The sequence below is a fragment of the Bacillus sp. V33-4 genome (assembly GCF_002860225.1).
Classification (GTDB): Bacteria; Bacillota; Bacilli; order Bacillales; family Cytobacillaceae; genus Bacillus_BJ; species Bacillus_BJ canaveralius.
In genome coordinates this window covers 105,071-122,136 of the sequence record NZ_PGVC01000016.1, presented here as the reverse complement: position 1 = coordinate 122,136, position 17,066 = coordinate 105,071, and the positions used below count along the sequence as shown (strand labels likewise).

The 17,066-nt window shown below is 45.0% G+C and carries 17 protein-coding genes and 1 riboswitch; of the genes, 15 read left to right on the top strand and 2 right to left on the bottom strand.

Annotated features, from left to right (window positions below):
- Window positions 1–498: 498 nt before the first annotated feature.
- From CVD23_RS06785 to purD, 14 genes are all read left to right on the top strand, one after another.
- Complete coding sequence (locus tag CVD23_RS06785; protein WP_180955582.1) at window positions 499–1,020, top strand: DUF2179 domain-containing protein; 522 nt, start codon at window positions 499–501, stop codon at window positions 1,018–1,020.
- Window positions 1,017–1,220 (top strand): NETI motif-containing protein, encoded by a 204-nt coding sequence (locus CVD23_RS06780; protein WP_101665557.1) that lies wholly within the window; start codon window positions 1,017–1,019, stop codon window positions 1,218–1,220. Before CVD23_RS06785 ends, CVD23_RS06780 begins: the two co-directional genes overlap by 4 nt.
- A gap of 95 nt (window positions 1,221–1,315) precedes the next feature.
- Window positions 1,316–1,417, top strand: a riboswitch (purine riboswitch).
- A 143-nt stretch (window positions 1,418–1,560) separates the two neighbouring features.
- Window positions 1,561–2,052, top strand: coding sequence for a 5-(carboxyamino)imidazole ribonucleotide mutase (purE, locus tag CVD23_RS06775; protein ID WP_101578300.1), 492 nt, complete (start codon window positions 1,561–1,563; stop codon window positions 2,050–2,052).
- Complete coding sequence (purK, locus tag CVD23_RS06770) at window positions 2,036–3,190, top strand: 5-(carboxyamino)imidazole ribonucleotide synthase (protein ID WP_180955581.1); 1,155 nt, start codon at window positions 2,036–2,038, stop codon at window positions 3,188–3,190. Before purE ends, purK begins: the two co-directional genes overlap by 17 nt.
- A 4-nt stretch (window positions 3,191–3,194) precedes the next feature.
- A complete protein-coding gene (gene purB, locus CVD23_RS06765; protein ID WP_101665556.1) occupies window positions 3,195–4,487 on the top strand; it encodes an adenylosuccinate lyase in 1,293 nt (430 codons plus the stop codon).
- A gap of 91 nt (window positions 4,488–4,578) precedes the next feature.
- On the top strand, window positions 4,579–5,289 hold the full coding sequence (gene purC, locus CVD23_RS06760; RefSeq protein WP_101665555.1) for a phosphoribosylaminoimidazolesuccinocarboxamide synthase: 711 nt from the start codon (window positions 4,579–4,581) through the stop codon (window positions 5,287–5,289).
- Window position 5,290: 1 nt separating this feature from the next.
- Window positions 5,291–5,545 carry a phosphoribosylformylglycinamidine synthase subunit PurS gene (gene purS, locus CVD23_RS06755; protein ID WP_101578297.1) on the top strand — a complete coding sequence of 85 codons (255 nt, stop codon included), beginning with the start codon at window positions 5,291–5,293 and terminating at the stop codon, window positions 5,543–5,545.
- The gene (gene purQ / locus CVD23_RS06750; RefSeq protein WP_101665554.1) at window positions 5,542–6,228 is read left to right on the top strand and encodes a phosphoribosylformylglycinamidine synthase subunit PurQ; all 687 of its coding nucleotides are present in this window, start codon (window positions 5,542–5,544) and stop codon (window positions 6,226–6,228) included. Before purS ends, purQ begins: the two co-directional genes overlap by 4 nt.
- Window positions 6,212–8,428, top strand: coding sequence for a phosphoribosylformylglycinamidine synthase subunit PurL (gene purL / locus CVD23_RS06745; protein ID WP_101665553.1), 2,217 nt, complete (start codon window positions 6,212–6,214; stop codon window positions 8,426–8,428). The genes purQ and purL overlap by 17 nt, the downstream gene beginning before the upstream one ends.
- Window positions 8,413–9,828 carry an amidophosphoribosyltransferase gene (gene purF / locus CVD23_RS06740; RefSeq protein ID WP_101578294.1) on the top strand — a complete coding sequence of 472 codons (1,416 nt, stop codon included), beginning with the start codon at window positions 8,413–8,415 and terminating at the stop codon, window positions 9,826–9,828. Before purL ends, purF begins: the two co-directional genes overlap by 16 nt.
- A 91-nt stretch (window positions 9,829–9,919) precedes the next feature.
- A complete protein-coding gene (gene purM, locus CVD23_RS06735; RefSeq protein WP_101665552.1) occupies window positions 9,920–10,948 on the top strand; it encodes a phosphoribosylformylglycinamidine cyclo-ligase in 1,029 nt (342 codons plus the stop codon).
- A 14-nt stretch (window positions 10,949–10,962) separates the two neighbouring features.
- Complete coding sequence (gene purN, locus CVD23_RS06730; protein WP_101665551.1) at window positions 10,963–11,544, top strand: phosphoribosylglycinamide formyltransferase; 582 nt, start codon at window positions 10,963–10,965, stop codon at window positions 11,542–11,544.
- Entirely contained in the window at window positions 11,541–13,076 is a 1,536-nt protein-coding gene (gene purH / locus CVD23_RS06725) for a bifunctional phosphoribosylaminoimidazolecarboxamide formyltransferase/IMP cyclohydrolase (protein ID WP_101578291.1), read from the top strand. The genes purN and purH overlap by 4 nt, the downstream gene beginning before the upstream one ends.
- A gap of 20 nt (window positions 13,077–13,096) precedes the next feature.
- Window positions 13,097–14,368, top strand: coding sequence for a phosphoribosylamine--glycine ligase (gene purD, locus CVD23_RS06720; RefSeq protein ID WP_101578290.1), 1,272 nt, complete (start codon window positions 13,097–13,099; stop codon window positions 14,366–14,368).
- Here the strand turns inward: purD and CVD23_RS22815 are convergent.
- Window positions 14,346–14,435: an EYxxD motif small membrane protein gene (locus CVD23_RS22815; RefSeq protein ID WP_342751462.1), complete on the bottom strand. Its 90-nt coding sequence runs from the start codon at window positions 14,433–14,435 to the stop codon at window positions 14,346–14,348. The two genes, purD and CVD23_RS22815, sit on opposite strands and share 23 nt — an antisense overlap.
- Before the next feature lie 172 nt (window positions 14,436–14,607).
- On the bottom strand, window positions 14,608–15,099 hold the full coding sequence (locus CVD23_RS22810; RefSeq protein ID WP_374702618.1) for a YgaP family membrane protein: 492 nt from the start codon (window positions 15,097–15,099) through the stop codon (window positions 14,608–14,610).
- Between the two features lie 166 nt (window positions 15,100–15,265).
- Here CVD23_RS22810 and CVD23_RS06710 point away from each other — a divergent pair, with 166 nt between their 5' ends.
- Window positions 15,266–17,008, top strand: coding sequence for an adenine deaminase C-terminal domain-containing protein (locus CVD23_RS06710; RefSeq protein ID WP_101665550.1), 1,743 nt, complete (start codon window positions 15,266–15,268; stop codon window positions 17,006–17,008).
- Window positions 17,009–17,066 lie beyond the last annotated feature (58 nt).

Here is a 17,066-nt window from a genome sequence, read left to right as displayed (position 1 = left end):
TCTCAGCGCCGATGGTAGTTGGGGGTTTCCCCCTGTGAGAGTAGGACGCCGCCAAGCGCATACGAAAGAACAGCCGATGATGGTTGTTCTTTTTTTTATTGTTCTTTAGACACGGAGAAAACTCCGACACACCGTTTCGCTTAATTAATCAAGATTATCGCTTAATTCCTGGATTTTCCGCTTAATTTAGCCAAGTTTTCGCTTAATTCCCCTGTAGTTTCGCACAAATCACCGGATTCTCCGCTTAATTATTTTTTTGAGCTATATACTTTTACATAATTCCCCTGAAAAATACGCTCTCCAGCCCAAAAATTGCCTTTCTCACTTAAAAACTGAATCATGACTATAAAAAATAAGGATAACCATAAATAAACAAGGGAATATATTGTGAAAAGGGTCGCCAACATAGGGCAGTTTTTTGTACAATATAACCTTAATGAGGATTCTCTAGTCCTCACTTTTAAAGGAGGGCTTATTTTGCTCGAAAACAGTTTTGTGATGGTTGCTATTATCCTGATCATAAACATTGTCTATGTTTCCTTTTTTACGATCAGGATGATTTTGACTTTAAAAGGACAGCGCTATTTAGCTGCGCTTATCAGTATGGTTGAAGTAGTAATATATGTAATCGGGCTCGGCCTGGTCTTGGATAATCTCAATGAGATTCAGAATTTAATTGCTTATGCCGTCGGGTACGGAATCGGAGTCATTGTCGGGATGAAAATTGAAGAGAAACTGGCTTTGGGATATATTACGGTTAATGTCATTACGAAGGAGTACGATAAAGATTTGCCGAAAACGTTACGGGAAAAAGGTTACGGGGTCACAAATTGGGCCGCAAACGGCCTGGAAGGGGACCGGATGGCTTTGCAGATCTTAACACCTCGCAAATATGAGTTGAAACTGTACCAGACGATAAAGGAACTTGATCCAAAAGCATTTATCATTGCTTATGAACCGAAAACAATCTATGGCGGGTTCTGGGTCAAGTCTGTGAAGAAGGGAAAATTGTTTTCATGAACAAGAATAAGAAAAAGCAATTATTTGAGGTTCAAGAAAATGAAAGCATCGATCAATGTTTAGAGCGAATCAAGAAAACTGGTTACGTACCGGTAAGAAGAATTGAAAAACCAATCTTTAAAGAAGTGGTCCAGGGAGACACGACAGGGTACGAGCCGGCTGGCAGGCAGATTGTGTTTGAAGCAAAGCCGTCACAATAGTAAAACACGAACATTATGCATTAAAAAATATATAAATGTTCGACAATGAACTTGACAATCCTGTTAAATAGTTGTTAATATAGGGATAGTAATAAAAAATAAATAATGATTACCCTCGTATAATGATGGGGATATGGCCCATAAGTCTCTACCCGATAACCGTAAATTATTGGACTATGAGGGAAAGTCAATATGCCCGGTAAGCGAGTTGCGACATCTTTGTTTTCAAAGATGTATTTATACTTGTCAATGCATGCCCGGACGGACGGCTTTCTCTTATTTTTGAGATAGGTGTCTGTTTGGGCTATTTTTATGGAAAAAATGAGCTGGAGGGAATGCCTTGAAAGCGCTCGTTGGTGTGATTATGGGAAGCAAGTCGGATTGGGACACAATGAAAAACGCATGTGAAGTACTCGAACAACTCGAAATACCATATGAGAAAAAGGTTGTTTCAGCCCATCGGACTCCGGATCTTATGTTTGAATATGCGGAAAGTGCTAAAGATAGAGGGTTAAAGGTAATTATAGCAGGAGCCGGCGGCGCTGCACACTTACCGGGAATGGTTGCGGCTAAAACCGTACTGCCTGTAATCGGCGTACCAGTGCAGTCTAAGGCTTTAAATGGACTTGATTCTCTGTTGTCAATTGTCCAGATGCCGGGCGGAGTACCGGTGGCAACGGTGGCAATTGGCAATGCAGGAGCAAAGAATGCAGGGTTACTCGCTGCACAGATGTTAGGATCATTTGACGAAAAAATAAGTAAAAAGCTTGCTGATTTAAGGAATCAAATGAAGGAAACCGTGTTGGAAAGCAGTGATGAACTTGTCTTATAAAATAATTGTGCCCGGGCAAACAATCGGAATTATCGGCGGCGGCCAGCTCGGCAGAATGATGGCTTTATCAGCAAAAGCGATGGGATTCAAAATAGCTGTGCTTGATCCTGCCGAGGATTCACCATGTGGACAGGTTGCAGATTACAGAATAACAAGTGAATACGATGATTTAGATGCGATCAAACAATTAGCAGAAGTTAGTGATGTGATCACATACGAATTTGAGAATATCAATGCTGCGGCAGTAACGTGGTTATGCGAAAACGCTTATGTTCCGCAAGGAAACAGGTTGCTGGAAATCACCCAGGATCGTATAAGCGAAAAGGCCGCAATTGAGCGATCAGGGGCAGACGTCGCACCATATTCAGTCATTCATAGCGTGGACGACATATATGCTGCGATCGAAAAGCTTGGCTACCCGGCTGTTTTAAAAACAGCAAGAGGCGGTTACGACGGAAAGGGCCAGCATGTCATCCGCAGCAGTGCCGATTTAGAGACTGCTGGCAAACTGCTTGAAAAAGGAGTTTGCGTGTTAGAGAAATGGATTCCTTTTGAAAAGGAAATCTCGGTGATTATTGTTCGAAACCAACAAGGCGAGACAGCTGTTTTTCCGGTGGGAGAGAATATCCATAAGGACAATATTCTGCATCAAACAATTGTACCTGCCCGAATCAGTTATAAAGCTGAAAAAAACGCTATCCAAAAAGCGACTGAACTCGCAGAGTCTCTCAAGCTTGTTGGGACACTCGCTGTTGAAATGTTTTTAACCGCTGATGAGCAAATTTACATTAATGAATTGGCCCCGAGACCTCATAACTCCGGACATTACACAATTGAGGCCTGTGAAACATCGCAATTTGAACAGCATATCAGGGCTGTATGCAGTTGGCCTTTAGGGAGTACACAGCTATTAAAACCAGCAGTAATGGTCAATATATTAGGAGAACATCAGGCGCAGATTCTTGAAAAAATTCCAGAACTTCCTGATTGGAAAATTCATTTATATGGAAAAAAAGATGCGAAGTTCAAACGGAAGATGGGTCACGTGACCATTTTGCGCGATTCAACAGATGATGCGCTGCAGGAAGCAGAACAATGTGGATTATGGAACAATGTGACTGAAAAAATCGGAGGCTAAATATATGATTGAACGCTATACCCGCCCGGAGATGGGGGCAATATGGACGGAAGAAAACCGTTTTAGAGCATGGCTTGAAGTGGAGATTCTTGCTTGTGAAGCATGGGCAGAGCTTGGAGAGATACCGAAAGCTGATGTGCAGAAAATCAGGGAAAATGCGTCTTTTAATGTCGATCGGATTAAAGAGATTGAAGAAGAGACAAGACATGATGTCGTCGCTTTTACCCGGGCGGTATCGGAAACGCTGGGTGAAGAGCGGAAGTGGGTTCATTACGGGCTTACTTCTACTGATGTTGTTGATACGGCCTTATCATATTTACTAAAGCAGGCCAATTCGATCATTTTAAGAGATCTCGAAGCGTTTGTTGAGATTATAAAAAATAAAGCAAAACAACATAAATTTACTGTGATGATGGGCCGGACACATGGTGTTCATGCAGAGCCAACCACTTTTGGATTGAAGCTTGCGCTCTGGTATGAAGAGATGAAGCGAAACCTTGAACGCTTTAAGCAGGCAGCTGCCGGCGTGGAATTCGGGAAAATTTCCGGGGCAGTCGGCACATATGCAAACATTGATCCATTCGTTGAAAAGTATGTATGCGAAAAGCTCGGACTTGAGCCGGCTCCTGTTTCAACGCAAACACTGCAGCGCGACAGGCATGCACACTACATGTCGACGCTTGCGTTAATTGCAACGTCGATAGAAAAATTTGCTGTTGAAATCCGTGGGCTGCAAAAAAGTGAGACCCGCGAAGTGGAAGAATTTTTTGCGAAGGGGCAAAAAGGCTCCTCTGCGATGCCACATAAACGCAACCCAATTGGTTCGGAAAATATGACTGGCCTGGCAAGAGTCATCCGCGGTTATATGATGACTGCTTATGAAAACGTTCCTTTATGGCATGAGCGCGATATCTCGCATTCATCAGCAGAGCGGATTATCCTGCCTGATGCAACAATTGCCTTGAACTATATGCTGAACCGCTTTGGTAACATCGTAAAGAATTTAACCGTTTATCCGGAAAATATGAAACGGAATATGGATCGGACCCTCGGGCTGATTTATTCGCAACGTGTGTTGCTTGCTTTGATTGATAAGGGGCTTTCCCGTGAAGAAGCTTATGATACTGTACAGCCAAAGGCAATGGAAGCATGGGAAAAACAAGTACCTTTCCGCACGCTAATTGAAGCGGATGACAAAATTACTGCAAAGCTTTCGGCCGCGGAAATTGATGACTGTTTCGACTACAACTACCACTTGCAGCATGTGAACACGATTTTTGAACGAGTAGGCTTATAAAAAAATTCGCCAGCACTAACATGCAGGCTGCTGGCGAAGAATTTGTAATACTGAAGATTCCCAATTTTCGAAGTTAAAGGAGGCTCCTTTCATGGAAAAAAGAGAGCTGTTGTACGAAGGAAAGGCTAAAAAAATTTATAGTACAGACGAGAATGACTTAGTTTGGATTGAGTACAAAGATTCAGCTACAGCCTTCAACGGAGAAAAAAAAGCTATCATTGCCGGGAAAGGCCGTTTAAATAATGAGATTACGAGTTTACTGTTTTCAAAGCTTCAAGAGCGGGGAATAGCATCTCATTTTGTCGAACGATTATCGGAAACTGAGCAGATCGTTCGCAAAGTGACGATTATTCCGCTTGAAACGGTTGTCCGCAATGCGGCGGCAGGGAGTTTTTCAAAAAGGCTTGGTGTTGAAGAAGGGAAACCTTTATCTAAGCCGCTTGTCGAGTTTTATTTAAAAGATGATGAGCTGGGTGATCCGATTGTAACTGACGACCATATCCTTGAGCTGGGATTGGCGACGAAGCAGGAAATAGAGCTTTTAAAAGAAAAGGCTCTTGAAGTGAATGCCGTTTTATCAAGTTTTTTTGCAGAATTAGGTGTACGCCTTATCGATTTTAAACTTGAATTTGGAAAAGACAAGCAAGGCCATATTTTATTGGCAGATGAAATTTCTCCGGATACATGCAGACTGTGGGATATGGAGACGAATGAAAAGCTTGATAAGGATGTATTCCGCCGTGATTTGGGGGATCTGGCAACAGCGTATAAGAACATTTTAACGAGACTGGGAGGCAGATAGAATGTATAAGGTAAAAGTGTATGTGACTCTTCGCGAAAGTGTATTGGATCCGCAGGGGAAAGCGGTTGAGCATTCGCTCCATTCTTTAGGATATAACGAAGTTGCTGATCTGCGGATCGGAAAATACATGGAAGTTACGATTGGAAAAACGGATCGCGATGTTGAAGAAATCGTTAAGGAGATTTGCAACAAGATCCTCGCTAACCCGGTCATTGAAGATTATCGATACGAAATAGAGGAGTGTGTCAACCAATGAGGTTTGCGGTAATCGTATTTCCGGGATCCAATTGTGATGTTGACATGTACCACGCCATCAAGGATGAGCTTGGCGAAGAAGCAGAATATGTCTGGCATGATACGGAAAGTTTAGCCGGGTATGACGGAATTTTGCTGCCGGGCGGTTTCTCTTATGGGGATTATTTACGCTCAGGGGCGATAGCACGTTTCAGCAATGTCATGAAGGAAGTAGTCAATGCGGCTGAAGCAGGAAAGCCGGTTCTTGGTGTCTGCAACGGTTTTCAAATCTTGCTGGAAGCAGGACTGCTGCCAGGGGCGATGAGACGGAATGAAAGCCTGAAATTTATGTGCAGGCCAGTGCGGTTAAAGGTTGAAAATAACAAAACGATGTTTTCATCGGCATATGGCAAAGAGGAAATGATGACAATTCCGATTGCCCATGGAGAAGGAAACTATTATTGCGACGAGGAAACTTTGGCAAGCTTAAAAAAGAATAATCAGATTGTGTTTACGTACAGCGGCACAAATCCGAATGGCAGTCTCGAGGATATCGCCGGAATCATAAATAAAAAAGGAAATGTTCTTGGAATGATGCCGCATCCAGAGCGGGCAGTTGACCCGCTACTTGGCGGCGCCGACGGTTTGAAACTTTTTCAATCGATCGTAAAACATTGGAGGGAAGCACATGTTGTTAATGCTTGAGCCAAGTCCCCAACAAATAAAACATGAGAAAATTTATCAGCAAATGGGTTTGTCGGATGACGAGTTTGCGATGGTTGAAAAAATTCTTGGAAGGACACCAAATTATACAGAGACTGGCTTGTTTTCGGTTATGTGGTCGGAGCATTGCAGCTACAAAAATTCAAAACCGGTTTTAAGGAAGTTTCCGACAACGGGTCAAAGAGTGCTGCAGGGTCCCGGAGAAGGAGCCGGAATCGTTGATATCGGTGATCAGCAGGCGGTTGTTTTTAAAATTGAAAGCCACAACCACCCATCTGCGATTGAACCATACCAGGGGGCCGCAACGGGTGTCGGTGGAATTATCCGCGATGTATTCTCGATGGGAGCAAGACCGATCGCCCTCCTTAACTCTTTACGCTTTGGAGAACTGGATTCTGCCCGCGTTCGCTATCTTTTTAAAGAAGTGGTAGCCGGGATTGCCGGATACGGAAACTGCATCGGAATTCCAACAGTCGGCGGAGAAGTGCAATTTGATGCTTCCTATGATGGGAATCCGCTTGTTAACGCAATGTGTGTCGGTTTAATTGATCATAAAGATATTAAAAAAGGACAGGCACATGGAGTCGGCAATACGGTTATGTATGTCGGTGCCAAAACGGGCCGCGACGGTATCCACGGTGCTACGTTTGCATCGGAAGAGTTGAACGAACAGTCGGAAGAGAAGCGCCCCGCTGTGCAAGTTGGCGATCCGTTTATGGAGAAACTTCTCCTTGAAGCATGTCTTGACATCATCCAGTCTGACGCGCTTATTGGCATTCAGGATATGGGGGCTGCAGGATTGACGAGTTCTTCTGCTGAAATGGCAAGTAAAGCAGGATCAGGCATTGAGATGGATCTTGACCTGGTTCCGCAGCGTGAAACGGGTATGACGGCATATGAAATGATGCTGTCTGAATCACAGGAGCGGATGCTGATTGTCGTTGAAAAAGGAAGAGAGCACGAAATCACCGCGTTAATTTCGAAATATGAGCTTGAAGCAGTGGCAATCGGCACCGTTACCGATGATAAAATGCTGCGCTTGATTCATAAAGGCGAAACGGTTGCTGAAGTTCCGGTTGATGCTTTAGCGGAAGAGGCACCGGTTTATCATAAGCCATCAATGGAACCGGAATATTTCCGAGAGTTCCAGGCGATGGATAATGAAGTTCCTGCGGTTGAAGATTATAGAGAGACGTTGTTGCAGCTCTTAAAGCAGCCGACGATCGCCAGCAAAGAATGGGTTTACGACCAGTATGACTATATGGTTCGTACAAGCACGGTTGTTGCACCGGGATCGGATGCAGCGGTTGTCCGAATTCGTGGCACGCGTAAAGCCCTTGCAATGACGACTGATTGCAACTCCCGCTATCTATATTTAGATCCTGAAACAGGTGGGAAAATTGCTGTCGCCGAAGCAGCGCGAAATATTGTTTGTTCCGGGGCAGAGCCACTCGCGATTACGGACTGCCTTAACTTTGGCAACCCGGAGAAGCAGGAGATTTTCTGGCAGCTTGAAAAAGCGGTCGATGGAATGAGCGAGGCTTGCCGGGTATTGAACACACCGGTTATTGGCGGTAATGTCTCTTTGTACAATGAAACAAACGGGAATGCTGTTTACCCGACACCGGTTGTCGGCATGGTTGGTCTTATCGAAGATGTTGACCATATAACCACTCAGCACTTTAAAAATTCCGGAGATTTGATTTACGTACTAGGTGAGACGAAACCTGAATTTGGCGGCAGTGAGCTGCAAAAGCTTCAATATGGAAAGATTTTTGGAAAAGCGCCCGAATTAAATATTGAAATCGAGCAACAACGCCAAGATCAGCTGCTTAAAGCAATCCGTGCTGGACTTGTTGCCTCGGCGCACGATATTGCCGAAGGCGGTTTGGCTGTTGCCATTGCGGAAAGCTTGATCGGCACAGACCGTTTAGGCGCAGAAGTGAACGTTTCAGGAGATATCATTTCAGCCCTTTTCAGCGAGTCACAATCACGCTTTTTAGTGTCTGTGAAAAAAGAGGATCAGGAAGCTTTTGAAAAAATCGTTGCAGCAAGCCTTGTTGGATTTGTGACAGAATCAGCTGAATTGAAAATCGAATCAGCTGAAGGCGACGCCTTAAAGGTAAACACAAAATCACTAGAAGAAGCCTGGAAAGGAGCGATTCCATGCTTGCTGAAATAAGAGGATTAAACGAAGAATGCGGCGTATTTGGAGTCTGGGGACATGAAAATGCTTCGCAGATTACGTACTATGGATTGCACAGCCTCCAGCACCGCGGCCAGGAAGGAACCGGCATCGTCACAACAGACGGTGAGGTTCTGAAAGGCGTCAAAGGCGAAGGGCTTGTTACCGAGGTTTTCACTGCCAAGGCAATGGAAGAATTGACTGGAAGATCAGCGATCGGCCATGTCCGCTACGCGACAGCCGGCGGTGGAGGCTACGAAAATGTCCAGCCTCTGCTGTTCCATTCGCAAACGGGAAGCCTTGCTCTCGCCCATAATGGCAATCTGGTCAATGCTGATGCGCTAAGGCATCAACTTGAAGGCCAGGGCAGCATTTTTCAAACGAGCTCCGATACTGAGGTATTTGCTCATTTAATCAAGAGAAGCGGTTTCCCTTTATTAAAAGACAAAGTGAAAAATGCGTTAACAATGTTAAAAGGTGCTTACGCTTTCTTGGTGATGACTGAGTCAGAAATGATGATCGCCCTTGATCCGCACGGGTTGCGGCCGCTTTCGCTCGGTCTGCTTGGCGATTCTTATGTAGTTGCTTCGGAAACATGTGCGTTTGACATTGTCGGTGCCGAATTTGTCCGTGATGTGCTTCCTGGTGAATTGATCATCATAAACAATGAAGGCATTCATTCCGAAATGTTCTCGATGAATACGAACCGGGCGATTTGCACGATGGAATATGTTTATTTTTCCCGTCCCGACAGCAACATCCACGGTATCAATGTTCATACAGCACGGAAAAACCTTGGCAAACAGTTGGCGATTGAAGCGCCAATTGAGGGGGATGTTGTCACAGGTGTTCCTGATTCGAGTATTTCGGTAGCGATCGGCTACGCTGAAGCGACAGGGATTCCATATGAACTCGGCTTAATTAAAAATCGTTATGTTGGCCGGACGTTTATTCAGCCGTCGCAATCGCTTCGTGAACAGGGTGTCAAAATGAAGCTATCTCCCGTCCGCGGCGTTGTGGAAGGCAAACGTGTCATTATGGTTGATGATTCGATTGTCCGCGGCACGACGAGCAGGCGAATCGTTACAATGTTAAAGGATGCTGGTGCACTCGAGGTGCATGTGGTGATCAGTTCACCGCCGATTAAAAATCCGTGCTTTTACGGAATTGACACTTCCACATCGGAGGAATTGATTGCCTCCAGCAATTCTGTTGAAGAGATCCGCAAGCAGATTGGTGCAGACTCTTTAACGTTCCTTAGCGTTGAGGGAATGGTAGAGGCGATTGGCAAAAATGAGGATGGAGAGACAAGGGGCCATTGCCTTGCCTGCTTCACTGGCAAATACCCAACGGAAATCTATCCTGCGCAGGACGCTGGAAAAAAGCTCACCTGTTAATCACGATTGCAGAAGCTGAAATCATCAAAAAAATAAGGCAGAGTGCGGCATTGTTGAATGTCGCTTTTCTTTTAAAATAGGAGGAGCGAAAATGGCTAACGCTTATAAACAAGCAGGTGTAGATATTGAAGCCGGATATGAGGCCGTCGTGCGAATGAAAAAGCATGTTCAAAAAACGATGCGGGCTGGTACGATCGGCAGCCTTGGCGGCTTTGGGGGAATGTTTGACCTGTCCGTTCTCAACTTAAAGGAGCCGGTCCTCGTTTCAGGAACGGATGGAGTCGGCACGAAGCTGATGCTTGCGTTTATGGAGGACCGCCATGATACGATTGGCATCGATGCTGTTGCGATGTGTGTCAACGATATTGTTGTCCAGGGTGCGGAGCCGCTCTATTTTCTTGACTATATTGCTTGTGGAAAGGCAGATCCGGCAAGAATTGAAGCGATTGTGAAAGGAATTGCTGACGGCTGTGAGCAGGCGGGCTGTGCTTTAATCGGCGGAGAGACAGCAGAAATGCCGGGAATGTATGATGAGAATGAGTATGATCTCGCCGGTTTTTCTGTCGGAGCCGTTGAAAAAGCAAACATCATTACCGGTGAGAAGATTACATCCGGTGATGTGTTGATTGGGCTCGCCTCGAGCGGAATCCATAGCAATGGTTACTCGCTTGTCAGAAAGATATTGTTGCAGGATGTCAAACTTTCTCTTAAGGATGATGTGAACGAATTAGGCTGTACTTTGGGCGAAGAGCTGCTGCGCCCGACGAAAATATATGTAAAACCGATCTTGGCGGCGATCAAAAAATTTGAAATTAAAGGGCTCGCCCATATTACCGGCGGTGGCTTTATTGAAAATATTCCCCGCATGCTCCCGGAAGGCCTTGGAGCAGAGATCACAGCTGGTACATGGCCAGTATTGCCTATTTTTGATTTGCTTGAAAAAGAAGGAAAACTCCAGCGGTCGGAGATGTTCAATATTTTTAATATGGGAATCGGCATGGTGATTGCAGTGGCTGAAAAGGAAGCGGAAGCGCTGCTTGTCCACTTTAACGAAGCCGGTGAAAACGCCTATCGAATTGGCACGGTATCCGATCGGAAAGGGATTAAAATCCACATATAATACGGAGGTTGAACATGAAAAACATCGCGGTGTTTGCTTCCGGAAACGGCAGTAATTTTCAGGCGATCATCGATGCGGTCGAGGCAGGAAAAGTGGATGCATCGATCAAGCTGCTCGTCTGTGACAGAGAGAATGCCTTTGCTATCGAACGGGCAAAAAAAGCGGGCATTCCCCAGTTTGTATTTAGCGCAAAGGATTATGCGAGCAAGGCAGACTATGAAAAGGAAATTCTCTTCAGGCTTAATGAGCTCGGCGTTGAATTCGTGATCCTGGCGGGCTACATGAGATTAATCGGCGCTGTTCTGCTAAGCGATTTTGAAGGGAAGATCATCAATATTCATCCATCGCTCTTGCCAGCCTTTCCGGGAAAAGACGCGATCGGGCAAGCACTTAAAGCGAGGGTGAAAATGAGCGGAGTAACCATTCACTTTGTCGATGCAGGCATGGATACAGGCCCGATCATTGCCCAGCAGGCAGTCGGGGTCAGTGCGGATGACACGAGGGAAAGCCTCCAGGAAAAAATCCAAAAGATCGAACATGAGCTGTATCCACAAATTTTACATGAGCTATTCACAGCGGGGGAGGAAAAGCAATGACTAAAAAACGGGCATTAATCAGCGTTTCGGATAAAAGCAATCTCACAGTGTTTGCAAAGAGCCTCTCAGAGCTCGGATACGAAATTATTTCAACGGGCGGAACGAAAAAGACTCTTCAGGAAAACGGTATTCCTGTTATGGGTGTCAGTGATATTACTGGTTTTCCTGAAATCCTCGAAGGACGGGTCAAGACTCTTCATCCAAAAATTCATGGCGGCCTTCTCGCAAAGCATGATGATGAAGGCCATGTGAAGCAGCTTGCAGAACATCAAATTGAGCCGATCCAGCTTGTCTGCGTCAATCTTTATCCTTTCCAGCAAACGATCGCTAAACCAGGTGTAACCGTTGATGACGCGATTGAAAACATCGATATTGGCGGTCCGGCAATGCTGCGTGCTTCGGCAAAGAACCATGAATCGATTACGGTCGTCGTTGATCCTGCTGATTACGAACTCGTGCTTGATGAACTGCGGCAGGGAGAAGTGAGCCACGAAACACGCCGAAAGCTTGCTGCCAAGGTTTTCCGCCACACAGCCAGCTATGACGCAATGATTGCCTCGTATATGACCGAGCTAGTTGATGAGCAGAACCCGGAGAAGCTGACCGTTACTTATGAGCTAAAGCAACAGCTGCGCTACGGGGAAAATCCGCATCAAAAAGCGTCATTCTACAGCAAACCGCTCGGTTCAAACTTTTCAATCGCCAAGGCAAACCAGCTGCACGGCAAAGAGCTATCCTATAACAACATCAATGATGCAGATGCCGCTTTGCAAATTGTGAAGGAATTTTCCGAACCTGCTGCTGTTGCCGTCAAGCATATGAATCCATGCGGAGTCGGCACAGGTGACAGTGTGTTTACTGCGTTTGAAAGGGCATTTGCGGCTGATCCGGTTTCGATCTTTGGCGGGATTATCGCGTTAAATCGTGAGGTGGATGCGAAAACAGCGGCCAAGCTTCACGAGATCTTTTTAGAAATTGTCATTGCTCCGGGATTTTCGCCCGAAGCGCTTCAGATTTTAACAGGAAAAAAGAATCTTCGCCTGTTATCGATCCCGTTCGCAGGAAATGGGCAGCCGGAAGTAAAACTGTCGTCGATTGAAGGCGGGCTGCTCGTTCAAGACCAGGACCTCCATACCATTGACGATGCTGAACTTTCTGTGCCTACAAAAAGACAGCCGTCTGAAGAAGAGTGGCGGGCATTGAAGCTGGGCTGGAAGGTTGTCAAGCACGTCAAATCAAATGCGATCGTCGTTGCAGGAGATGACATGACGCTCGGAATCGGTGCCGGACAAATGAACCGGGTCGGTGCGGCTAAAATTGCGCTCGAACAAGCAGGTGCAAGAGCCAATGGAGCGATACTGGCATCCGATGCATTTTTTCCAATGGACGATACGGTCGAAGCGGCGGCCAAGGCAGGTATTACTGCGATTATCCAGCCTGGCGGCTCCATTAAAGATCAAGATTCGATTAAAAAGGCGGACGAGTACGGAATCGCAATGGTATTCACAGGTATCAGGCATTTCAAACATTGAGTCTTTTTGGAGGTGCACATATGAAAGTATTGGTGATTGGAAGAGGTGGACGGGAGCATGCTATCTGCCGAAAGGTTTCCGAAAGTCGACTTGTCGAGCAGGTATTTGCAGCACCGGGCAGTGAGGGGATGGCTGATACAGCAACATGCTTGCCCATTGATGAAAGCAACCAGGAAAAGCTGCTCCAATTTGCGAAAGAGGAAGGCATTGGCCTGACGATTATCGGTCCGGAGATTCCTTTGCTTGCAGGACTTGCAGACCGGTTTGCCGACGCGGGACTCCCGGTTTTTGGCCCGAAAAAAGCTGCTGCGATCATTGAAGGAAGCAAGTCATTTGCAAAGGACCTGATGAAAAAATACAATATTCCAACCGGAGATTACAATACGTTTTCAAACTATGAGGACGCGAAGGCGTATATTGAGGAAAAGGGTGCCCCGATTGTCATTAAGGCGGATGGGCTGGCAGCCGGGAAAGGCGTTACAGTCGCTTTTACAATGGAAGAAGCGCTGCAGAGCATTAAAGATATGATGTTGAATGAAAAATTTGGTGCAGCCTCAGCGACCGTTGTAATCGAAGAATTTCTTGATGGTGAAGAGTTCTCTCTTATGGCGCTTGTCAACGGGGAAATTGTCGTCCCGCTCGAAATAGCCCAGGATCATAAGCGCGCTTTTGATGGAGATAAAGGCCCGAATACAGGCGGAATGGGCGCTTATTCACCGGTGCCGCAAATTGGTAAAGAAACAATCGATTTAGCCGTTGAAACGATTTTGAAGCCGGCCGCCAGGGCACTTGTCAACGAAGATAAAAGCTTTTGCGGCATCCTTTATGCAGGGCTGATTTTGACGAATAAAGGCCCGAAGGTGATTGAATTTAATGCCCGTTTTGGAGATCCAGAAACACAGGTGGTTTTGCCGAGAATGAAATCAGATCTTGTTGAGGTAATCCTCTCACTCCTTCACGGGGAAACACCTGAAGTGGACTGGGATGAAAAGGCGATGGTCGGGGTCGTGGTTGCGGCAGAAGGCTACCCTGGTGAATATAAAAGTGGAACTGTTTTAACAGGGCTTGAGCAAGTGCAAGAGGAAGTGTTAGTCTTTCATGCCGGAACTGAAAAAGATGGGTCCGGAGAGTATCGAACAAACGGAGGACGTGTATTTTTGGCCGCTGCGAAAGGTGATACTTTAAAGGACGCCCAAACGAAAGTTTATCTCGGACTAGGGAGATTAAAAGGCGAAGGCGTTTTTTACCGTAAAGATATAGGCCATAAAGCTATCGGCTCCGTCTCTTCTTAGTTTTACGAACATAAACATATAAAAGGGCCACGATACTGCCTATTAAAGCGATCAGCACAAACAACATGTCACTGATGTATTCAAGGAACATTACTGTCAACTCCTTTTATACAGAGCCTGCCCTGATAGTGGCAGGCTTTATCTATGTTAAGCTATAGCGTTGGCTGCTATTAATAGTTTTCATGATCGCTATGCCAAGATAGTTTTGGTTTTATAGCAAAGTATGGACACTACATTTTCTATAGTGGATTGTCCTGCAACAGCTGGTCGATCATTTCCTTTTTGATGTCTCCGCCTGCTGCGATTTTTTCCTGGATTTGTTTGATATCTTTGCTTTGTTTTGCATCCTGTTGTGAATCGTTTCCGTTGCTTTGCGTGATCTTCTGCTTTGTATGATTGTCTCCGTTTTCCTTTGTTTCCTGTTGTGAGTCGTTTCCGTTGTTTTGCGTGATCTTCTGCTTTGTCCGGTTGTCTCCATATTCCTTTGTATTTTGCTGTGAACGGTTATCACGATTTTGCATATTTTCTTGTCTGTTTTCGAAGAGAGCGGTAACTGGACAGAAGCGGACAATTCCTTCTGCCACCTTCATTCCTCCGAGCATAGCCATCACTAAATATGAATCGCGCCGCGGCTTTTTTACAAGCTTGGCAGTGCTCCACGAAAGAATAGTCAATCCGACCGTTATTCTAATTAAAGCATTGATAATCCCAATATTAGGTGTTACTTTCATTTTGGACACCCCTTCATAAAATTTTTCACATTATTTACTAATTCTTTAATGTGCTAAACAGTGAAGTATGTTAGTATATAACAAAACCTTTTTGTAAGGGTTTTCTTAAAATACCTTTTCTAACTTATCCATATAATCAACAGTAAAGTGCAAGGAGGGAATTGCAGTGTTGGAACAGCGTTATCGGTGGAAAAACAAACATTTGCGTGAGCACGTTGCCGTACTGGACGGAAAAATTCCACCGACAATATTGCTAAAAAATGCTACATATTTGAATCAAACATTCCGTCGCTGGATGACAGCGAATATTTGGATCTATGAAGACCGGATTGTCTATGTAGGAGAAAAACTTCCGGAAAATATAAGTGAATGTGAAATGATCGATTCTCCAAAGGAAAGGCTGGTACCAGGCTACATCGAGCCCCATGCCCATCCATTTCAATTATATAATCCCCATTCATTTTCCAGATATGCATCACAGTTTGGAACAACAACCTTTATGAATGATAACATGGTGCTTGTTTTACAATTGGAAAAAAGGAAAGCGTTTTCATTTCTAAAGGAAATGCGTAATCTTCCTGCAACGATGTTTTGGTGGTGCCGATTTGACGCACAAACGGAGATACTCGAGGAAGAAAAGTTATTTTCTCATGGTGAAATCAAATCGTGGCTTGAGCATGACGCTGTTTTACAAGGAGGCGAGCTGACCGGCTGGCCGAAGCTATTGGATGGCGATGATATGATGCTCCATTGGATTCAGGAAGCAAAAAGAATGAGGAAGCAAATTGAAGGACATTTCCCGGGTGCATCTGAAAAGACGCTTGCAAAAATGATGCTGCTCGGAGCTGATTGTGATCATGAATCGATGACCGGCAAGGATGTCTTAAACCGCCTGATGCAGGGCTATATGGTGTCGCTCCGATATTCTTCAATTCGGCCTGACTTACCGGGGCTCCTCGATGAAATTCACGAACTGGGCATAGCTGCATATGATCGATTTGTGTTAACGACGGATGGATCATTTTCTTCGTTTTACGAACAAGGAGTTATTGATGAGATGATTCGCATTGCGATTAACAAAGGAGTTCCGATTCCTGATGCCTATAATATGGCAACGATCAATCCCGCCCGCTACTATAATATTGACCATCTGCATGGGAGCATTGCAACCGGCCGGGTTGCCAACATAAATTTCCTGGAGGATGAAAGCAACCCCACTCCTGTCTCAGTGCTCGCAAAAGGGAGGTGGGTCAAAAGAGATGGTTATGAAGTTAATAGCTTCCCGGAAGTTCCATGGGAGGAATTTGGACTTGATCCATTGAACATCAACTGGGAACTGACGATGGATGATATGCAATTTTCGATGCCGTTTGGAATTAAGCTGGAGAATGCCGTCATTACCAAGCCTTATTCCATAACGATAGATGTATCAACAAACGAACTGTCCAAACAGCATGATGAGTCCTTTTTCATGCTGATCGACCGAAATGGCAAGTGGAGAGTCAATACGTTGCTTAAAGGATTTGCCCGCGATTTGGACGGATTGGCAAGTTCTTTTTCGAACACGGGTGATATTATTTTAATAGGTAAAAACAAGCAGGATATGATCATCGCCTTTAACCGCATGAAGGAGCTGGGCGGAGGGATTGTTACAACTGAAAACGGCGAAGTTACACAGGAGATCCCTTTAAAACTGCGAGGGGTCATGTCCAATCAACGAGTCGAAACTTTAATTGAAGAAGAGAAGCAGCTGCTGAAATATTTAAAAGACAAAGGGTACCAATTTGTCGATCCGATGTACACACTGTTATTTTTCTCATCGACCCATCTTCCGTATATTCGCATTACGCAGCGTGGAATGTATGATGTTATGAATAAAATGGTACTCTTTCCGTCAATAATGCGTTAAAATATAACAGAGATAAAGTGAAATTCACAGAAATAGACAAAGATATATCGAGGGTTAT

Bases quoted from the DNA above. Each gene is read 5' to 3' on its own strand.
- purK (WP_180955581.1), top strand. From the start codon at position 2,036: ATGAACTTGTCTTATAAAATAATTGTGCCCGGGCAAACAATCGGAATT.
- purC (WP_101665555.1), top strand. From the start codon at position 4,579: ATGGAAAAAAGAGAGCTGTTGTACGAAGGAAAGGCTAAAAAAATTTAT.
- purM (WP_101665552.1), top strand. From the start codon at position 9,920: ATGGCTAACGCTTATAAACAAGCAGGTGTAGATATTGAAGCCGGATAT.
- purF (WP_101578294.1), top strand. From the start codon at position 8,413: ATGCTTGCTGAAATAAGAGGATTAAACGAAGAATGCGGCGTATTTGGA.
- purH (WP_101578291.1), top strand. From the start codon at position 11,541: ATGACTAAAAAACGGGCATTAATCAGCGTTTCGGATAAAAGCAATCTC.
- purN (WP_101665551.1), top strand. From the start codon at position 10,963: ATGAAAAACATCGCGGTGTTTGCTTCCGGAAACGGCAGTAATTTTCAG.
- purB (WP_101665556.1), top strand. From the start codon at position 3,195: ATGATTGAACGCTATACCCGCCCGGAGATGGGGGCAATATGGACGGAA.
- CVD23_RS22815 (WP_342751462.1), bottom strand. From the start codon at position 14,435: ATGTTGTTTGTGCTGATCGCTTTAATAGGCAGTATCGTGGCCCTTTTA.
- CVD23_RS22810 (WP_374702618.1), bottom strand. From the start codon at position 15,099: ATGAAAGTAACACCTAATATTGGGATTATCAATGCTTTAATTAGAATA.
- CVD23_RS06780 (WP_101665557.1), top strand. From the start codon at position 1,017: ATGAACAAGAATAAGAAAAAGCAATTATTTGAGGTTCAAGAAAATGAA.
- purS (WP_101578297.1), top strand. From the start codon at position 5,291: ATGTATAAGGTAAAAGTGTATGTGACTCTTCGCGAAAGTGTATTGGAT.
- purQ (WP_101665554.1), top strand. From the start codon at position 5,542: ATGAGGTTTGCGGTAATCGTATTTCCGGGATCCAATTGTGATGTTGAC.
- purL (WP_101665553.1), top strand. From the start codon at position 6,212: ATGTTGTTAATGCTTGAGCCAAGTCCCCAACAAATAAAACATGAGAAA.
- CVD23_RS06785 (WP_180955582.1), top strand. From the start codon at position 499: ATGGTTGCTATTATCCTGATCATAAACATTGTCTATGTTTCCTTTTTT.
- purD (WP_101578290.1), top strand. From the start codon at position 13,097: ATGAAAGTATTGGTGATTGGAAGAGGTGGACGGGAGCATGCTATCTGC.